At 34.7% G+C, this 20,049-nt stretch carries 18 protein-coding genes; 8 read left to right on the plus strand and 10 right to left on the minus strand.

Going from position 1 to position 20,049, the window contains the following annotated elements:
- The first annotated feature begins 88 nt into the window (after nucleotides 1-88).
- Nucleotides 89-574 carry a DUF1761 domain-containing protein gene (locus IEV84_RS12950; RefSeq protein WP_188494698.1) on the plus strand — a complete coding sequence of 162 codons (486 nt, stop codon included), beginning with the start codon at nucleotides 89-91 and terminating at the stop codon, nucleotides 572-574.
- 44 nt (nucleotides 575-618) lie between these two features.
- Here IEV84_RS12950 and IEV84_RS12955 read toward each other — a convergent pair whose 3' ends face one another.
- On the minus strand, nucleotides 619-897 hold the full coding sequence (locus IEV84_RS12955; RefSeq protein WP_188494699.1) for a 4a-hydroxytetrahydrobiopterin dehydratase: 279 nt from the start codon (nucleotides 895-897) through the stop codon (nucleotides 619-621).
- A gap of 97 nt (nucleotides 898-994) precedes the next feature.
- Between IEV84_RS12955 and IEV84_RS12960 the strand changes: the two genes are divergently transcribed.
- Nucleotides 995-2,143, plus strand: a complete 1,149-nt coding sequence (locus IEV84_RS12960) for a peptidogalycan biosysnthesis protein (protein ID WP_188494700.1) — start codon at nucleotides 995-997, stop codon at nucleotides 2,141-2,143.
- A 4-nt stretch (nucleotides 2,144-2,147) separates the two neighbouring features.
- On the opposite strand, the gene IEV84_RS12965 is transcribed toward IEV84_RS12960, so the two are convergent.
- Nucleotides 2,148-3,026, minus strand: a complete 879-nt coding sequence (locus IEV84_RS12965) for a diacylglycerol/lipid kinase family protein (RefSeq protein WP_306451818.1) — start codon at nucleotides 3,024-3,026, stop codon at nucleotides 2,148-2,150.
- 62 nt (nucleotides 3,027-3,088) lie between these two features.
- Here IEV84_RS12965 and IEV84_RS12970 point away from each other — a divergent pair, with 62 nt between their 5' ends.
- Nucleotides 3,089-4,054 (plus strand): App1 family protein phosphatidate phosphatase, encoded by a 966-nt coding sequence (locus IEV84_RS12970; RefSeq protein WP_188494701.1) that lies wholly within the window; start codon nucleotides 3,089-3,091, stop codon nucleotides 4,052-4,054.
- A 12-nt stretch (nucleotides 4,055-4,066) separates the two neighbouring features.
- On the opposite strand, the gene abc-f is transcribed toward IEV84_RS12970, so the two are convergent.
- Nucleotides 4,067-5,974 carry a ribosomal protection-like ABC-F family protein gene (gene abc-f / locus IEV84_RS12975; RefSeq protein WP_188494702.1) on the minus strand — a complete coding sequence of 636 codons (1,908 nt, stop codon included), beginning with the start codon at nucleotides 5,972-5,974 and terminating at the stop codon, nucleotides 4,067-4,069.
- Between the two features lie 65 nt (nucleotides 5,975-6,039).
- On the opposite strand from abc-f, the gene IEV84_RS12980 reads away from it, so the two are divergent.
- A complete protein-coding gene (locus tag IEV84_RS12980; RefSeq protein ID WP_188494703.1) occupies nucleotides 6,040-6,420 on the plus strand; it encodes a DUF983 domain-containing protein in 381 nt (126 codons plus the stop codon).
- 2 nt (nucleotides 6,421-6,422) lie between these two features.
- Here the strand turns inward: IEV84_RS12980 and IEV84_RS12985 are convergent, their stop codons facing one another.
- From IEV84_RS12985 to topA, 7 genes are all read right to left on the minus strand, one after another.
- Nucleotides 6,423-7,475, minus strand: a complete 1,053-nt coding sequence (locus IEV84_RS12985; RefSeq protein ID WP_188494704.1) for an NAD(P)/FAD-dependent oxidoreductase — start codon at nucleotides 7,473-7,475, stop codon at nucleotides 6,423-6,425.
- Nucleotides 7,476-7,769: 294 nt separating this feature from the next.
- Nucleotides 7,770-8,660 (minus strand): type IX secretion system ring subunit PorN/GldN, encoded by an 891-nt coding sequence (gene porN / locus IEV84_RS12990; RefSeq protein ID WP_188494800.1) that lies wholly within the window; start codon nucleotides 8,658-8,660, stop codon nucleotides 7,770-7,772.
- A gap of 50 nt (nucleotides 8,661-8,710) precedes the next feature.
- Complete coding sequence (porM, locus tag IEV84_RS12995) at nucleotides 8,711-10,249, minus strand: type IX secretion system motor protein PorM/GldM (protein ID WP_188494705.1); 1,539 nt, start codon at nucleotides 10,247-10,249, stop codon at nucleotides 8,711-8,713.
- 57 nt (nucleotides 10,250-10,306) lie between these two features.
- Nucleotides 10,307-10,957, minus strand: a complete 651-nt coding sequence (porL, locus tag IEV84_RS13000) for a type IX secretion system motor protein PorL/GldL (protein WP_188494706.1) — start codon at nucleotides 10,955-10,957, stop codon at nucleotides 10,307-10,309.
- Nucleotides 10,958-11,013: 56 nt separating this feature from the next.
- Nucleotides 11,014-12,432: a T9SS ring complex lipoprotein PorK/GldK gene (gene porK, locus IEV84_RS13005; RefSeq protein ID WP_188494707.1), complete on the minus strand. Its 1,419-nt coding sequence runs from the start codon at nucleotides 12,430-12,432 to the stop codon at nucleotides 11,014-11,016.
- Nucleotides 12,433-12,683: 251 nt separating this feature from the next.
- Complete coding sequence (locus IEV84_RS13010) at nucleotides 12,684-13,835, minus strand: formimidoylglutamase (protein ID WP_188494802.1); 1,152 nt, start codon at nucleotides 13,833-13,835, stop codon at nucleotides 12,684-12,686.
- A gap of 54 nt (nucleotides 13,836-13,889) precedes the next feature.
- A complete protein-coding gene (gene topA / locus IEV84_RS13015; RefSeq protein WP_188494708.1) occupies nucleotides 13,890-16,409 on the minus strand; it encodes a type I DNA topoisomerase in 2,520 nt (839 codons plus the stop codon).
- Between the two features lie 204 nt (nucleotides 16,410-16,613).
- On the opposite strand from topA, the gene miaB reads away from it, so the two are divergent.
- The 4 genes from miaB to IEV84_RS13035 all read left to right on the plus strand — a co-directional run bounded on the left by miaB (nucleotide 16,614) and on the right by IEV84_RS13035 (nucleotide 20,029).
- A complete protein-coding gene (miaB, locus tag IEV84_RS13020; protein WP_188494709.1) occupies nucleotides 16,614-18,059 on the plus strand; it encodes a tRNA (N6-isopentenyl adenosine(37)-C2)-methylthiotransferase MiaB in 1,446 nt (481 codons plus the stop codon).
- Between the two features lie 88 nt (nucleotides 18,060-18,147).
- A complete protein-coding gene (locus IEV84_RS13025) occupies nucleotides 18,148-18,519 on the plus strand; it encodes a GxxExxY protein (RefSeq protein WP_188494710.1) in 372 nt (123 codons plus the stop codon).
- Nucleotides 18,520-18,571: 52 nt separating this feature from the next.
- A complete protein-coding gene (locus IEV84_RS13030; protein WP_188494711.1) occupies nucleotides 18,572-18,718 on the plus strand; it encodes a hypothetical protein in 147 nt (48 codons plus the stop codon).
- A gap of 57 nt (nucleotides 18,719-18,775) precedes the next feature.
- Entirely contained in the window at nucleotides 18,776-20,029 is a 1,254-nt protein-coding gene (locus IEV84_RS13035; protein ID WP_188494712.1) for a sigma-54 interaction domain-containing protein, read from the plus strand.
- Nucleotides 20,030-20,049 lie beyond the last annotated feature (20 nt).

A 20,049-nucleotide genomic window follows, 5' to 3' on the forward strand; every position in this document is an offset into this window, starting at 1 on the left:
ACAAAAGATTTAATCTTACAAAAAATACCAAATCAATTTACATTTATTTTTATTTATATTTGAACCAATAACCTAAAAAACCAAACCTATGGAAATTAATTTCTTAGCACTATTTGTAGCGGCGTTATCCACTTTAATAATTGGATTCATCTGGTACAACCCAAAAGTATTTGGAACCATCTGGATGAAAGAATCAGGATTGACTGAAGAAAAAATGAAAGGGGCCAATATGCCTGCTATCTTTATTATGGCGGTATTTTTTGCCTTTTTGATTGCAATGATTTTACAATTTCTAACCATTCATCAATGGGGTGCATTCGGAATGATTGGAGGTGGAGGTGCAGCAGAAGTAAAACCTTCTTATGCGGCTTTTATGAACGATTACGGAACCGCTTTCAGAAGCTTTAAACACGGAGCCTTGCATGGTTTTCTGGCAGGACTTTTTCTTGCTTTTCCCATGACGGCAACAAACGCATTATTTGAACGAAAAAGCTGGAAATACACTTGTATCAATAGCGGTTACTGGATGCTGTGCTTTATGATTATGGGTGGAATTATCTGCGCCTGGCAATAAAACAAACAAGTTCCTCTCAATTATTAGTTTGAGAGGAACTTTATTTAAAACAGTTTTTCTATTGCTTTGGCTAAATCAAAATCCTTATCCGTGACACCGTTTGCATCATGGGTCGATAATCGAATGTTCACCTTGTTGTAAACATTAAACAATTCAGGATGGTGATTTCTGGTTTCTGCCAATAATCCTACCTGAACGATAAAAGCAAGTGCCTGATTGAAATTTTTAAACTGAAATTTCTTTTCTATGCCACTATTTATAAATGCCCAATTAGTCAATTCTGACAAAAAGGCTTGCGCTGTATTTTCACTATAAACTTCCATAGTCTTCTTCTTTTTCTATAAAATTAGTTAATTTCTACATCTAAACTGCTCAATAAACTTAAAATAGTACCTTCGCTAATAATTAATTTTGGAACGATTGAACCCATCCTATTCATTTAAAATATACAATTCTGTCCCGGAACTCCCTACTCAATGGGATGATTTGGCAACAAGTACTATTTTTCTTAATCGAAAATATTTAAGAATTCTGGAAACTGCAGCACCTGACAATATGATTTGTCATTTTATTGCAATTTTCTGCAACGAAGAAATTATTGGCATTGCCGTTTCTCAATTTTTAGATTTAAGCCAAATTCCCTCTTTTGGAGAAAGAGACAGTTGTTTGAGAACCAAAATCAGGAATTTTGTTTTTAAAAGATTTGGTTCCAAAGTTTTAATCATTGGCAATAATATGCTTACCGGACAAAATGCTTTTGCTTTTAACTCCAAAAACCCAACCAAAGAACTCGTCAAACTATTAAAAAAAGCCACTGACAGTTTAGAAAACATTTTGAAAAAACAGGGAAACAAACCACATCTTACTATTTTTAAAGATTTTTCGACAACAGAGATTGAACTATTCAACATTCAGGAATATGATTCGTTTTATCGGTTTTCCACCCAACCTAATATGATTTTTAACATTAAAGATTCCTGGCATGTTTTTGACGATTACATATCCAATAAAAACAAAAAGTATCGCGACCAGTACAAAAGAGCCCGAAAAAAATCAGAAGGCATCAGCAAGAAAAAAATGAGTCTCGAAGACATTCTGCAATACCGGGAACGCATTTTTGATTTGTATCTGAATGTTGCTAAAAAAGCCGCTTTTAATACTTTTTACCTAAATGAAAATCACTTTGAAATTTTCAAAAAAAACCTAAAAGACCATTTTTTGTTTTACGGCTATTTTGAAGACAATACATTAATTGGTTTTAATACCTTAATCAAAAACGGTTCGGATATTGACACTTATTTTCTGGGCTATGACGAAGATTTTCAAAAAGAAAAAATGTTGTATCTCAATATGCTCTACGACATGATAGGCTATTCGATTAATAAAAAATACCGACGTATTATTTTTGCCCGAACAGCCTTAGAAATAAAAAGTTCAGTAGGTGCCAAAGCCGTAGCTATGTATGGACTTATCAAACATAACAATCCTTTTTTAAATTTATTTGTATCCAGAACTTTCAGCTATTTTGAACCTAAAATGGAATGGCAGGAAAGAAATCCTTTTAAATAAAGGTCTAAATTTTAAGCATAGCCACTTTTAATTTTCTTGGAAAAAGACTGATCCGAAGTTCTGTTTCAGTGCCACAATATTCGCCATCAATTTGAAAATTTACGGCTTTGTTACAATTAATTTGCGCATTAGTCGTAGAAATAACAACAACCGAATTGACTAAGCTTTCCATTTTGCCCAGTACAATTTTAGCAAAAACGGAAAAAGTTATTTTTTTTAAAATAATTAATTCAAATTTCCCGTCGCTCATAATTCCAATCGGATTAATCATTACTCCGGTACCATATTTTTGTGAATTAGCAATAACAATCATCCTCGCCTTAGTTTCAATGAGTTGTTGATTTGCATTAATAGTCACTTGAAATGATTTTCGAGCATGCAATAAGGTTTTAAAAACCTGCATACCATAGCCTAATTTTCCCCGAAGAGCACTTTTTTCATAATTTTTAATCAACTCTGCATTCAAACCCAAATCACTAAGATGAATACACATTTTATTATTAATCCTGATACAATCAATCAACACAACATGATCTTGAAAAGCAATGGCAATATTCTCTTCTTGAGATTGAATCAAGCCCAAATCGGTAGCTAATCCATTAGAAGAACCTACAGGCAAAATCCCAAAAATAACATCTTCATCCTCTAATGCTTCGGCAACAATTTTGATGGTTCCGTCTCCTCCTGCTATTAAAACCCTCTCGGGATTAAATTGTTTGTAATAAGCTCTTATATTGTCTAAATCATTAACTCCTGTGGTTTCAAAACACATCAAATTCAGATCTAATTGTTGAGCATAATTAGCCACCTGCTCCATCAAAAAAGCCTTATCAAGTCCTCCTGAAACAGGATTCACCACCATCATTACATTATTTTTCAACATTTGATTTCCTTTTTACATTAAAATTAATTAATTTAGAATACACTACAAAAGAAACCTTGTAAATGAAACCCATCATAAAATTATATCGTGGTTATGCCAATGAGCAGGAACTAATTGTAATGGGACATGTTTTTTTGCCTACAAAAAAAGCAGAGTACGATTTTCAGGATAAAAATTTCAAAAATGCCAGTTCAATTATTGGAATGTATCGAATGAAAACCTGGCCAAATGCTGATATTTATCTAAAACACAACCATAAAATAATTCATACCCGAACACTAAAAGACGGTTACTTTAAATTTTGCATTCCGCTCAGTCAGGACAATTATGGCTGGATTGACTATGAAGTAAGTTTGAATTACAATGGCGAAACTATAGCTGCAAAAGAAAACTATATACGCCCAAAAATTGACCATCTGGGCATCATTTCGGATATTGACGATACTTTTTTAGTTTCCTATACGCTCAATCCGTTACGAAAAATGTACCATCTGCTGTTTAGAAATGTAAACCGACGTAAAATTTTTGACGATGTAACGGCGCATTATCAAGCCTTGAGTCAGGCAGGCAGGGAAAACAAAGAAGGTCTTAATATCTTTTTTTATGTTTCCAGCAGCGAATGGAACCTCTACCGATTTATTGTTAAGTTTACCGAAATTCATCAATTACCGAAAGCCGTTTTACTGCTGAAAGACATTAAAACTAGTTTGCGAAATTTTTTCTGGACCGGCAGAGGCGGACACAATCATAAATTTGAAAAAATCAAACACATTTTGGAATTTTATCCTAATTTAAAATATGTCCTTATAGGCGACGATTCACAGGAAGACCCCTATTTATACGAAGCCATTGCCAAAATTTTCCCTTTAACCATTCAGGCTATTTATATCCGGCAAACTGCGGAACACAAAAAAGCCAAAGTACTTAAAACCCTGCAAAATTTGGAAAGCCTATCTGTAGAAGTTTGTTATTTTAAGAAAAGTAAAGAAGCGATTGCGCACTCAAAAAAAATAGGCTTAATTACTTAAGCCTATTTTTCATTACAAATTATCTATTTCTTCCTGAACCAATTCCCAGTCCAATAATAGTTGGTCTAAATCTTCTTTCTTTTTGTTGTAAGCCTTGAAAAAGGCAGCATCTTCGATATGCTTGTCATAATTAGAAGCCAGCATTTTATCGTCGTGCTGGATGTCTTTTTCTAATTGACTGATTTGGCTTTCAATTTTACTCAAACGGTTTTGTAACGTCTTGCCTTTCTTTTGATCTTCGTAAGATACTTTCTTATTCTCTTTAGGAGCTGCAGTTTTCACCACTTCTTTTTTCTCCACTTCACGCATATTTTCCATATTGCGTTGCTCCAGGAAAAAGTTGATGTCTCCTAAATATTCCTTTATTTTTTGGTCTTTGAATTCATAAACAATATTAGACATTCCCTGTAAAAAATCCCTGTCGTGAGAAACCAATAATAAAGTACCTCCAAATTTTTGCAAAGCTGCCTTTAAAACGTTCTTAGACTTAATATCCAAGTGGTTCGTAGGCTCATCCATCAACAAAACATTGATAGGCTGCAACAACAATTTACATAACGCTAAACGGTTTCTTTCACCACCTGAAAGCACTTTTACTTTTTTCTCCACATCATCGCCACGAAACAGAAACGAACCTAACATATCGCGCACTTTAGAACGATTACTATCTAATGCAGCATCTTCCATCGTTTGCAACAAAGTAATTTCACCATCTAAATATTCCGCCTGATTTTGAGCAAAATAACCCAATTGTACATTATGCCCTAATTTGATAGTTCCGTCATAATCAAATTCGTTCACCAAAGCCTTGATAAAAGTCGATTTTCCCTGACCATTTTGTCCCACAAAAGCAATTTTACTTCCACGTTCCACCAACAGCGAAATGTCTTTTAAAATGGTTTTATCTCCATATGCTTTGGTTACATTTTCGGCTTCAATCACCACTTTTCCTGGTTCTTTAGAAACCGGAAACGAGATATTCATCACCGAATTATCGTCTTCATCCACTTCAATTCGCTCAACCTTATCTAATTTTTTAATTAAAGATTGTGCCATCGAAGATTTAGTAGCACTATATCGGAATCTGTCAATTAATTTCTGAGTTTCTTCTATTTTTTTAGCCTGATTTTTTTGAGTTGCCAATTGCTTTTCACGAAGTTCCTGACGCAATTCTAAATATTCAGAATAAGGTTTGTTGAAATCGTAAGCTTTCCCCAAAGAAATTTCAATAGTTCTGTTAGTCACATTATCCAAAAACATTTTATCGTGCGATACAATCACCACCACTCCCGGATAATTACGAAGGAAATTTTCTAACCAAATGATACTTTCAATATCCAGGTGGTTGGTAGGCTCATCCAGTAACAACACATCATTATTTTGCAATAACAGTTTCGCTAATTCAATACGCATACGCCATCCTCCTGAAAAAGTCTCAGTCTGATTATCGAAAACCTCTCTTTTAAAACCTAAACCTAAAAGAATTTTTTCGGTATCCCCTACATAATTGTAACCACCCAATAATTCAAAACGATGTGTATAATCAGATAAATCTTCAATTATTTTACTGTATTCTTCACTTTCATAATCGGTTCTGGTAACCAATTGATGATTGATTTCTTCCAGTTTTTTCTCTACAATTTTAATTTCGGTAAAAGCTTCGTAGGCTTCTTCAAGAACAGTTCTTCCACGTTCAAAATCAATATCCTGACGCAGGAATCCCATTCGGATATCTTTTTCCTGAGAAATAACTCCCGAATCAGGTTTAAAATCGCCCGCAAGCATTTTCAACATGGTTGATTTTCCGGCTCCGTTTTTCCCTACCAGACCTACCCTGTCTCCGGCTCCTAATCGAAAAGTTACTTCTTCAAACAAATAAGTACCCCCAAACGAAACCGATAAATTGTGTATATTAAGCATATTTTGTGACTAATGTTACATGGGTACTTTTTCAAAAAATGTACCTTTGATAAAAATTTTTGCAAATGTTAAAAAAAGGATCCAAACTAAATAGTATTTTAACAGGAAGTTGTCCGAAATGCCAAAATGAAAGCATGTATGTCGATAAAAATCCGCTTAATTTGGCTAATGTTTTAAAAATGAACGAAAAATGCTCGCATTGCGGATTAACTTACCAAATAGAACCTTCTTTCTTTTATGGTGCCATGTATGTAAGTTATGGACTCAATGTGGGTATCGGAATTGCTGCTTTCATCGTTTCTTATCTGTTATTTCATACTTCACTAAAAACAGCATTTATTGTCATAATTGCCACCTTAGTAGTCTTATTTCCATTTGTACTCCGATGGTCAAGAAACATTTACATCAATATGTTTGTGAGTTACGACCCTGAATTTAAGAAGTAAAGCTAGCTTTTATTTTTAGGTTCAAATCGTTTAATATTGATTTCCTTATCCAAAGGAATTCCATTTTCTATAGCATCAAATAAAGCTTTTGCCATTGCCGGTCCCAGCATCACTCCTCTGGTTCCTAATCCATTCAAAAGATGAATGGATTTGTAATCAGCATGTGTACCTACTAATGGCCGGCGATCTCTTACCGTAGGACGAACGCCTGCAAAGTGTGATACAATTTCAAAGTTACAATTAATAATTTCCCTGATACGTTCTACTAATTCCTGTTTTCCTTCTTCGGTAGGCGTATCGGTTTTGTCTTTCCAATTGTAAGTAGCACCAACTTTAAATAACCCGTCGCCAAGTGGAAGAATAAATACGGAAGTATTAATAATAACATCCAAATTCAATTCAGGAGCTTTAATTATAAAAAGCTCTCCCTTGGTTCCGTCCAAAGGCAAACTATTAAAATACGGATTCGCATGCAAGCCGAAACCTTCGGCAAAAATGATATGTTTGGCTTCAATATTTTTATAGCGAATACTTTCCGGAAAAACTTCCAAAGCTTCGTAATCAAAAGATTCCTGTAGTAAAAACTGCTCCTGCAAAAGATAACTTTTATAATGCTCCAATAAAGAAGCGGTATCAACATATCCTGTATGTAAAACTTCGCCATAATTAAACGGTGAATCAATACCAGCATATTTTTTTGTTATAATCGAAGTCGATAAAAAAGGTACTAAAGACGGTTTATCAGAAGCTGCAAACCAATTATTCTGCTCTTCAATAGAAAAGAATTTTCGTAAAATAGGCGTTTTAAAATCTACTTTTATTTTAAGTTTTTGCTCTAAATTGACATAAAACTGATTCATTAAAACCAATTGTTCCTGTGCTTGCCAAACTTCGCTGAAACGTTTTAAAATAACCGGATTATATAAACCACCTGCAATTTTGGATGAATTTTGCGATTCATCAGAAATAACAGCAATACTTTTATTATTTGCCAAAGCAATTTCGGAAAATGAAATTCCGGCTAAACCACAACCTACTACTAAATAATCAATCATACCATTAAAATAAAAAGCAAAAATAGAGAAAAAACAAGCCAAACACATGAGTAAATTTACCGCAAATTCGCAAATTTAAAAATGATTCTAATGTTGATATTAATCGCCAATGGCAATATTTCACAAAATCAAAACTTGTAAAACTACTTCTATTATCAATTCAGTTTAGTCGCTAAAAGAATATTATTTTAAAATTTGCAAATTTGCGGTTACTAAAAAAACGACTGTGTTTTGCTTAAAACAAAAAACTCCTACCATCAGGTAAGAGTTTTTTATAGTTATTATAATAAGGAATTAATAATTCCACATATCTGATTCAAAATCACGAATCTTTTCTTTAACACGTTCGGCTTCCAATAATTGGCTCTGTGCATTATCTTTCATGTATTCTTTAATTTCTCTATCGCCATACACGTTTTCTTCTTTGTAAATTGTACTGTTAAAACGTCTTGAATTTAAGATTTGGTCAAAAGAAACAGGCATTGCTGAGTTTTTGTTATTAAAAGATTTAGCTTCATGCAGCACCTCTCGAGCATCCGGGAAAAATATCCAGAAAAGCTCAATATAATCTTTCTCCTCATTATTCATGGTATAAACATCCGGCGTAACGGGACAAATACCCAGCAAACGGTATTTCAGTTCACTTTGACGTTTATCAAAATACCAAAATCCTTTGATTTTATATTGGGTTACATCCTGAGCCGTCAAATCAGATCTCATAACGTATTCTTCAGAAACTTTTTGTCCCGCATTGATTTGCTCTCTACCAGCATCAGTAGTATCAATACGACTCAATGAAGCCTGAATATCTTTGAAGGTTTTCTTAGTATTGAAATAACTATCTGAATACACTTCCGTAATTCTTTCTTCTTTTATTGCTCTGGTCAGAACATCGTATAAAGAACGTCTGTTGGAACCAATATTAGCGGTATCAATAGGAAAATAAAGCGGAAAATTAATTTTCTCACTCAAATCAATAATTTCCCATACCATCCTACCCATCAATACATCTCTATCATGAACATAACCATAAGCTAACGGTTTATCATTATCTGAAATCTGTTGAGCCTTAGTTTTCAAACCAATTTCTTCAGGAATTCTAGCATTCAGCAAATTAGACTGAGCATAAGAAGCCACTCCTCCAATTAAAGAGATTGCAATTATCAAAAAATTTCTCATATTCATCATAGTATCATTAATAAGAATGGATGTATTTACCTTGATGGTAAAATGTATTATTGAATTTCAAAAATAACAGGAGCCGTTCTTGGCAATAAATAACCACCTGCACCAACTAATCTTGTTTTAATTTCAGAAATAGTAACCTGATCACCTCTCACTGCTTTAGAAAGAACCGATTTACATTGTGCATTTAATTTATTACCCTGAACAACCACTGTAGGCTGACCTGTAACTTTTAAATTAAACCCAACAACATCTATATTAACATCAAAATCAAAATCAACTAATTTAGCACCAATAGTAGCAATTTCAAGGTTAGATTTAGGTCCTTTAACTACACCCATTTCACCTCTGATAGTACCTGTTGGGCCTGGAATACCTTTGATTCTGAATACTTTTTTATCAGAAGCAACTTTACCATCAGCCATTTTACCTGATACGTTAATTACAACTTCATTTCCTCCTTGCGGATTCATTACGAATTTTCCATTTCCTAACTTAGATAAACCAGGAGCAGAAGCATTCACATCTTTATCCGGAATTCCTGCAAACGAAATAGAGATTGGATTTGAAACTCCTCTATACACTACATTCATTTTATCAGCAGAAATAGTAGCTGAATTTGGTCTTGGAACTACAACATATTTACCAGAGAATTTTAATGGAATCGTTTTTCCGTCTTCAGCAAAAGTAAACTGACCTCCAATTGTTTGCTCTCCAACACCACCAGCTGTCAAAGAAATAACTGCCTGACCATTAACAATTTTTCCGGGACCTGAAAAAGAAGTAGGTTTTGTATTTTCATCATAACGACCTAAAACCACTTTACCTTTAACCTGCTCTCCCTGGAAATAAGCATTTTTGTCTAAAACAACAATGGCTTGATAATTACTGTAAGAAGCTGCTTCAACAGCTGCTTTACCTAAAGCAATACTATACACATCTGATTCCACTTTGTTGATATCATTTTGCCAGGAAGACAATTTTGCAATAGTTGCAATAGCCGGAAAACCTTTAAAGTGATAAGATAAATACTTATCTTTTAAACCTTCTTTGTTTTTTACATCTGAAAGATCAAATTTCTCTTCAACCTCTTTGATAATACCACTATATTTTTTTTCAGTACCTAAAGCAGCTTTAATATCTGCTTTGTACTTTTCTATAGTTGCAACAATTTCTTTTCCTTTTTTAGAGTAACCTTCTCCTGTAAACCAATCGTCAACATTATCACCTTTGTCCATGTCTTCATAAGGTAATTTACCTGTTTCTGAATCCACTTCAAAACCTTTAGTTGCCTGCTCTTTCAAAGAAGCAATATAATTAAAGAAATTATCGGTTATTGTTTTTACTTTATGAGCTGTTTGAGCTGCAACTGCAAATTCACCTTTAGCTTCTGCTGCTTTAGTATCTAAAGCAAGTAACATTTGATCGTTAGTTTGTTTTGAATTAACATTAGAACTTTCAAATTTTTCGTTCATCAATCCAAAACCTGATATCACTTCTTTTGAAACATTCATTGCCAACATAGCGATGAAAACCAGGTACATCAGGTTAATCATCTTCTGTCTAGGGGTAAGTTTTCCTCCTGCCATATTTTCTAATAATTAGTTGTGGTAATTTTTTCTCAATACTTATTTAAAGACTAATTATTATCCTTTATTACTCATAGCAGTTAGCATTCCTCCGTAAACTTGGTTCAATGAAGAAATATTAGCTGTCATTGACTGCATTTGTTCTTTTAATTTAGAAGCATTTTCTGCAATTTCTTTATTTGCTTCAGCATTTCTTGAAGCACTCTCTAATTGTACTTTGTACAAACTATTTAAAGCTTCCATCTGAGCTGCAGCCATTGATAATTCATCGCTGTATTTTTTTGTAGCAGCAATTCCGTCAGCAGCAGGAGCAATTCCTTTAGCAGCTGATTCAAAGTTTTTAATACTATTTCCTAAGCTTGCCATTAATTCGCCGTCAATTTTAGCGTCTTTAAGCATCGCATCTAATTTTTGAGACAACAATCCCTGAGCCTCAGAAGGAGATTCTGCTTTAGATTTTCTATTTGCATTTGGTGTTCCGTTAGCCAATTCAGGGTAAACCAACGTCCAGTCTAATTCATTTTCTACAGGTTCAAATGCAGAAAGCGCAAATATTAATGCTTCTGTTAACAATCCGACAGAAAGCATTACTGTACCTGTCAATGGTCCGATTTCAAAGTGTGTAATTTTAAAAAGAGCTCCAACAATTACAACTGCTGCTCCCATACCGTATGCAAAATTCATTGCTTTTTTTCCTAATAATGCCATAATTTTTAGTTTTTAAAGTTTGTGTAGGTTTTATTTAATTAATTCTAGGGGTATTATTATCTGTTATTTCTTGCGCTGCCTGTCCCGTTACCTGTGTTTTGAACACCCATGTAATCCTGAACAGTTCTAAATCCGATATAACTTCTTGCTGAATCAGCGTACTCATAATCTCTGGTACTTACCTGAAGGAAATAAGCAACATCTTTCCATGATCCTCCGCGAACTACTTTACGTTTATTAGATGCATCTAAAACATTTGGGTTCATTGTAGATACATATTCGTAAGCATTCGGGTCATAAGAAGAATCCGTCCATTCAGAAACGTTTCCAGCCATATTGTATAAATTATACCCATTTGGCTCATAGGATTTTGCTTCAACTGTATATAAAGCCTGATCGGCAGCATAATCTCCTCTGTTAGGTTTGAAATTAGCTAAGAAACAACCTCTGTCACTTTTAGTGTAAGGTCCTCCCCAAGGATAAGTAGCCGATTCTAAACCTCCTCTGGCAGCATATTCCCATTCTGCCTCTGTAGGCAATCGGAATGAGTTAATTAAATCACGACCACTTTTTTTGGATTTGATATAAGTATTTTTATTCAAAGTTCTCCATGCACAAAAAGCTTTAGCCTGTGTCCATTTAACACCTACTACCGGATAATCGCCATAAGCTTTATGCCAAAAGTAGTCGTTGTGCATTGGCTCATTATAGGAATAAGTAAAGTCTTTAATCCAAACTGTGGTATCCGGATAAACTTTTACCTCCTCATTCCTGATAAAATCTTTTCTTTTACCCACTTTTGCCTTAGCAGCAGCCTGAATATCCATCCATGAATAACGGAATTTCAATTTTTCTACATCAATACTACGCAAACCGTTATAGGACTCTTCAATAGGTATATACATTGAATCCATAACTTCCACATAGTATTCATCAGGATATTGTTTAGGATCTTTAATTAATTTGATGTTTCTGTTTAATTTTCTACCGGCGTAAGGATCTTCTGCTGTACCCACGCTGTAATAATTATCATACATGTACTTGTCGTAAGCAGTCATCTTCTCAGGATCTGCATCGTTAAAAGCAAAATCACCAATACTTCCGGCATTTTTACCTTTTCCTCTAGAATCACCTGCTTTTGCACCAGTCTCATCAGCCAAAATAGCCAACTTCATTCTGATTGTAGAATCTTTTACCCATTCCACAAACTGACGGTATTCACTATTAGTAATTTCTGTTTCGTCCATGTAAAAAGAACGAACCGTTACTGTTTTTGTTTGCGCATCCTGAACTCCCGCAACATCCTCATCAGATTTACCCATAATATAGGCTCCTCCCGGCACTAAAGTCATACCATAAGGCTTTTCCGGATGCCATTTTGCTCCTTTAACACCGACCAATTCTCCTTTATCACTTGATTTACCACAGCTTATTAAAAGTGACAAAATTGCCATAAATGCAATGAACTTCTTCATATAAATTCGGGTTATAATATTCTTTACTATTTAGTTTGTAAACCTATTTATTATTTATTAATAAAACAATATTTTTTTTCTCTAATTAAACTTTACCCAAAAGTAAGGTTAAATAAAATACAAAAAAAATATTTTATCGACAAAAAGCAAAAAAAATACGATTAAAAACGTATTTTTTTAACAAACAACATTTTTAAATAATACTATTACTACAAAAAACTGTTTACTTCTATAAATATCACAAAATCCATTTATAACACATTTTTTCTTTGTGCTTTCCACCATCTCTCAGGCAACTCCTGGTTACAAGCCCCTAAATACTCCTCGTAAGAACAAGGTAATAACGTATTTCTCTTCAATTTATTATTCCCATTGGAAACAAAAGGTATCTCTATCCACCAACGATCGGTTTTGTCACTTTTGTAAAAAACCAAAGTTTCATTATCTATAGGAACACTGTATTTAATATAATTTTCCCTGCTGCCAAAAGGATATTCATTAGAACGATATTGAAAACCTTCTATAAAATACCAAATAATCTGAGTGATTAAAACAGCCTCCTGATGAGAATTATGATGATTAAAAACACCAAATGTGGTCACTTTATCACTAATTCCTGCGTATCGTGCCAAAGCACAAATTTCCTTTCCGTTAAAACCATTCGGTGCAAACGAAACAAAATTTCCGGAATCAGCGGATTTCACAGAGTTCAAATCCAGACTCACAATATCTGCATCTCTGAAAACAGGTTCAGCAATGGCAATATTATTCGAAACTTCCCCAAGACGATAGGCATCAAAAAACAACTTTTCGATTAAATCAATTTCTTCCTGAGAATTGTAATAGGTTTGGTAACCAATATTGCAAAAATTAAATAGATTATTCGGCTCATCAATAATCATTTGAGACAAATACGAATTGCCCGACATTAACTCTTCTTCTTTTCCAAAGTCGAATTTACTATCAATGGCAACCAAATTCACCATTTGTTCCAATTCGTCATAAGCACGATACATGCTGTAGGTTAAATCCTGAGAACCACCAATAATCACAGGGATTATTTTTTTTCTAATCAAATCAGAAACCACTTTGCGCAAAGCAAAATAAGTATCTTCCTTTGAATTACCCGGCAAAATATCACCTAAATCAGCAATTGTAGTAGCCCAGTTTCCCGGAAACACACTATACAATTCCTGCCTGATAACCGATAAATCACCTGAATTTTCAATAGCATCACTCCCCCGATTTTCCAAAACACCTATCAAAGCAATCTTAATCTTATCCAAATCCGGAAATTCTTCTTTGGTATGAAAAACCACCTTACTCCCCAGTTGCTGAGAGCTTAATGACTTCAACCATCCTAAGATTTCTTCATTTATTGGTTCCAGAAAATCAAATCCCATCATAATTAACTATTCTCTGTTTTTACTTCCTGAGAACAAAGGAAAATGCTATGATTATTTCTTTTTAGTTGTAGTCTTTTTAGCAGCCGGTTTTTTAGCCGCTGTCGCTTTTTTAGCCGGAGCTTTTTTAGCTGGTGTTTTTTGAGCAATCATTTCCTGAACTTCCGCCAGAGTTAATTTGGTTGCATCCACATCTTTGCTTAGTTCAATTTTGATTTTTCCTTTCAAAATAACCGAACGTCCCCATCTTGCTTTTTCAACCACAATTCCTTCTTCTTCCCAGTTATGAATTACTTTATCAATGTTTTTCTGCAATTTTTCTTCAATCAAAGTTTCAATATCATCCTGAGACAAATTATCAAAATCATATTTTTTACTCACATTGATAAAAATACCTCCCCATTTAATAAACGGTCCAAAACGCCCCGTTCCTTTTTGAACTCCTTCCCCTTTGTAAGTTGCAATTGGAGCATCGGCTTTTATCTTTTCATCAATTAATTCCTGCGCTCTTTCCTTAGTAACCGCCAACGGATCTTCGCCTTTTGGCAATGAAATAAAAACACTTCCGTGACGTACATAAGGACCAAAACGACCGTTACTAACCTCTACTTCTTCGTCTTTATAAATCCCTAAGTTCTTTGGTAACAAAAACAAATTCAAAGCTTCCTCTAAAGTAATATTTCCAATGTTTTGCTCCTTCATTAAACTGGCGAATTTCTTGTCTTCATCTTCAGCATCACCAATTTGAGCCATTGGACCAAATTTCCCTAAACGAACCGAAACAGGTTTACCAGTTGCAGGATCAATTCCCAAAATTCTTTCTCCGCTTTCCCTATCAGCATTGGCTTCAACATCCTTTACTGTTGGATGAAACTGATCATAGAATTCCTGCATCATTTTTGCCCATTCGATATTTCCTTCGGCAATTTCATCAAAATCCTGTTCTACTTTTGCCGTAAAATTATAATCCAAAATATTCCCAAAATTCTTAACCAGGAAATCGGTAACAATCGTTCCAATATCTGTTGGCACTAATTTCCCTTTATCCGAACCTGTATTTTCTTTCAACAACTTTTCCCCTACTTTACCTGATTGTAAAGTAAGCTGCGTATAATTACGCTCCTGCCCTTCTAGATTCCCTTTCTCAACATAATTTCTATTGATAATGGTAGAAATCGTTGGCGCATAAGTTGACGGACGACCAATTCCTAATTCCTCTAATTTTTTAACTAAAGAAGCCTCAGTATATCTTGCAGCAGGGCGCGAATAACGTTCCGTAGCCGTAATGTAATTATTCTGTAATTTTTCGTTAACCTTCATAGCAGGCAACATTCCTTCCTGTTCTTCCTCGTCATCATCATTTCCTTCCAAATATACCTTTAAGAATCCCTCAAAAAGCAATACTTCTCCCGATGCGGCAAACAATTCATTGTGATTATTAGCTGCAATTTTAACATTGGTACGCTCTAATTGCGCATCACTCATTTGCGAAGCCAAAGTTCGTTTCCAAATCAAATCATACAAACGTGCCTGATCCCGGTCGATATTTACTGTATGACGCGACATATCCGTTGGACGGATTGCCTCGTGAGCTTCCTGCGCACCTTTGCTTTTATTAGCAAATATTCTAGGCTTAGAGAACTCTTTTCCATAAGATTTTATAATCTCAGCTTCGGCAGCTTCCATTGCTTCCTTAGACAAGTTTACACTATCGGTTCTCATGTAAGTGATAAGCCCTGCCTCATACAAACGCTGCGCTAACTGCATCGTGATTCCAACAGGCAAATACAATTTACGCGCTGCTTCCTGTTGTAAAGTCGAAGTGGTAAATGGCGCTGTTGGTGATTTTTTAGTTGGTTTTGTTTCTAAATCTGAAACTTTATAAGCAGAGCCAATATTTTTATTTAAAAAATCTTCAGCTTCTTTTTTAGTATTGAAATTTTTAGGCAGTTTAGCTTTGAAAGCTTTTCCAGCTTCGTTGGTAAATTCAGCTACAACCGAATAAGTTGCTATGGCTTTAAAATCCTGAATTTCACGTTCGCGTTCTACAATCAAACGAACAGAAACCGACTGTACACGACCAGCTGAAAGCCCGCCTTTAATTTTTCTCCAAAGCACCGGAGACAATTCGTAACCTACCAGACGATCCAAGACACGACGGGCTTGTTGCGCATTCACTAAATTATAATCAATCTCACGCGGATTATCAATCGCTTTAAGAATAGCGTTCTTAGTAATTTCGTGAAAAACAATTCTTTTAGTTTTCTTTTTATCTAATTTTAACTCTTCCGCCAAGTGCCAAGAAATAGCCTCTCCCTCGCGGTCCTCATCGCTTGCTAACCAAACCGTTTCGGCATTCTTAGACAAAGATTTTAATTTAGTAACCAAGGCTTTTTTATCGGGAGAAACTTCATATTTAGGCTTAAATCCGTGTTCTACATCTACCCCTATTTCCTTCGATGGCAAGTCGGCAATATGCCCGTAACTTGACTCTACTTGAAAATCACTTCCTAAAAATTTCTCGATTGTTTTTGCCTTTGCAGGTGACTCAACTATTACTAAATTCTTTGCCATTGCTATATTTTTCTGGAACAAAAGTAGAAGATTTTTTTAAATACAAAGACTTTCAATTCTTTTTTTGAAAGATTTGGCTCCTGCCTTAATTATATATTAAGGTACAACAGCAGCCTAAAATCCTTTATTTTTTGTTAATTCTTTATCTGACATCTTGTCATATCCGTTTGATTTCTCTTATCTTTGTGCTTTGAAACAACTCCAATGGAAAAGATTATTGAAGAGAGCAAACAAGGCGAAAGCCTTGTACTGGAAAACAAACCAGAGAATACTAAAAAATTATATATTGAAAGTTATGGCTGTGCGATGAATTTTTCGGACAGCGAAATAGTTGCTTCTATATTATCCGGTAACGGATACAATACAACAACAGTTCTGGAAGAAGCCGATTTGGTTTTGGTAAACACCTGTTCCATTCGTGATAAAGCAGAACAAACTATCCGTAAGCGTTTAGAAAAATACAATGCGGTTAAACGCATTAACTCGAAAATGAAAGTCGGCGTTCTGGGCTGTATGGCCGAACGTTTGAAAAGTCAATTTCTGGAAGAAGAAAAAATAGTTGATCTTGTTGTAGGTCCCGATGCTTATAAGGATTTACCAAACCTTTTAAGTGAAGTCGAAGAAGGTCGAGATGCGATTAATGTCATTTTATCAAAAGAAGAAACGTATGGTGATATTTCACCTGTTCGATTGATGAGCAACGGAATTACAGCTTTAGTTTCTATTACCCGTGGTTGCGACAATATGTGTACTTTTTGCGTGGTTCCTTTTACCCGCGGTCGTGAACGAAGCCGCGAACCACAAAGTATAATGGCAGAAATTCAGGATTTATGGAACAAAGGTTTTAAAGAAATCACACTATTAGGACAAAATGTAGATAGTTATTTATGGTACGGTGGCGGATTAAAAAAAGATTTTGAAAATGCCAGCGAAATGCAAAAAGCAACCGCAGTAGATTTTGACCAACTATTGGAAATGGTCGCTACTGCTTTTCCTAAAATGCGTATCCGCTTTTCAACTTCTAACCCACAAGATATGCACGAAAGTGTTTTACATGTAATTGCCAAACATCCTAATATTTGTAAACACATTCACTTGCCGGTACAATCAGGAAGTAACCGAATTTTAAAAGAAATGAATCGTTTGCATAGCCGTGAAGAATACATGACTTTGATTGATAAAATCAGAACGATTATTCCTGAAGCAGCTATTTCGCAGGATATGATTGCTGGGTTCCCAACAGAAACAGAAGAAGATCATCAGGACACCTTGAGTTTAATGGAATATGTAAAATATAATTTTGGTTATATGTATTCGTATTCTGAACGCCCAGGAACTTTAGCAGGAAGAAAGATGGAAGATGATGTTCCGGAAGAAACCAAAGCCAGAAGATTACAGGAAATTGTCGATTTACAGCAAAAACACGCCTGGTTCCGTTCAGAAGAATTCATCGGGAAAACCGTAGAAGTTTTGGTCGAAAAAGTTTCTAAAAAATCTAAAGAAGAATTCTCAGGCAGAAATTCTCAAAGTATTACGGTAGTTTTCCCAAAAGAGAATTATAAAATAGGTGATTTTGTCAATGTAAAAATTACAAGCTGCACCAGCGGAACTTTAAAAGGAGAAGCAGTTGGTTTGAGTGAGATGAATTAAAAAAAAATTGCCACAGATTAAAAAGATTTTCACAGATTTTTAAATCCTTTTAATCCAAAAAATCCGTGGCAAGAAAAACAAATACAATATGGAAGGCTATAGAGAAGAAGAAACATACAAAATTATAGGAATCTGTATGGAAGTTCATCGAAATCTTGGCCCCGGTTTATTAGAAATAATTTATAAAGACGCTTTAGAAATTGAATTCAAAAATCATAACATTCCCTATCAAAGAGAGAAGGAATATTCAATAGAATACAAAGGAATTATTTTACCTCATAAATTTTATGCCGATTTTATAGTAAACGAAGATATAATACTCGAAGTAAAGGCGGTTAAAGAATTTTCAAATGAACATATAGCCCAAATATTAAATTATTTAAAACTAGCTAATTCCGAAATCGGTTTATTAGTAAATTTTCAAACAAAATCATTACAACATAAAAGATACATGCTATAAATAAAGAAATCTGTGAAAATCTTTTTAATCTGTGGCAAACTAAAGAATCAAAATGACAAAAAAACAAATACTCATAGCAATACTAACTTTCATCATCGGATTTGGAGCTACATTTTACATCATTAGAACGTACTTTCCAAAGCATAAAGTAGAACAAACGAACAGCGTCAAAGATACTTTGACAAATAATAAAGAATAAATCTGCGAATTTGCGGTTAACAAAAAAAGAGATTGCTTCGTGCCTCGCAATGACATCATGGAATCAGTTCAAAACATAAAACAACGATTTGAGATTATTGGGAATGACCCAAAGCTCAATCGCGCAATAGAAAAAGCTATTCAGGTAGCTCCTACCGATATTTCAGTATTGGTAACAGGAGAAAGCGGTGTGGGTAAAGAAAATATTCCACGAATAATCCATTCGCTGTCACATAGAAAACACGGTAAATACATTGCTGTAAACTGCGGTGCTATTCCCGAAGGAACTATAGATAGTGAACTTTTTGGTCACGAAAAAGGCGCTTTTACCGGTGCAACCAGCACTCGTGAAGGTTATTTTGAAGTGGCCAATGGCGGAACTATTTTTCTGGATGAAGTGGGCGAACTACCCCTTACCACCCAGGTGCGTTTATTGCGTATTCTTGAAAATGGCGAATTCTTAAAAGTAGGTTCATCACAAGTACAAAAAACCGACGTGAGAATTGTAGCTGCCACCAATGTCAATTTGTTTAATGCTATTGAAAAAGGAAAATTCCGTGAAGATTTATATTATCGATTAAGTACTGTGGATATTGCCTTACCTCCTTTGCGAGATCGTGAGGACGACATTCATTTATTGTTTAGAAAATTCGCCGCTGATTTTGCACACAAATACAAAATGCCTCCATTAAAATTAGATGAAAAAGCGGTGCAATTATTGCAAAAGTACCGATGGAGCGGAAACATTCGTCAGCTTAGAAACGTTGCCGAACAAATTTCAGTATTGGAAACCAATCGTGATATTTCGGCTACAACCTTACAATCTTATTTACCACCAACAGAAGGCAGCAACCTGCCATCGGTAATTAAAAGCAATAAAGCAGAAAGTGATTTCAGTACCGAACGGGATATTTTATACAAAGTACTTTTTGACATGAAAAGTGACCTGAACGATTTAAAAAAACTAACGCTCGAACTGATGAAAAGCGGCGCTGCAAAAGCTCAGGACATCAATCCGAATTTGATTCAGAAAATATACGGTTCTAAGGAAGACAGCGAAATTGAATTTGAAGAACAACCTCTTACCACTGTTGTAACACCAACTCACACCGACAATTATAAAGAACCCGAAGACAATTACCTTTTTGCCGAAACTATTGAAGAAGAGGAAGTATTGCGCTTAGAGCAAAAAGAAATCGAAATGATTAAAAAATCATTAGAAAAAAACAAAGGAAAAAGAAAAGCAGCAGCCGACGAATTAGGAATTTCGGAACGAACGCTGTATCGAAAAATCAAACAATTCGATTTATAAAATAATTAAACTACAATTTC

Origin of the sequence: Flavobacterium palustre (genome assembly GCF_014639535.1) — a bacterium.
GTDB classification, from domain to species: domain Bacteria; phylum Bacteroidota; class Bacteroidia; order Flavobacteriales; family Flavobacteriaceae; genus Flavobacterium; species Flavobacterium palustre.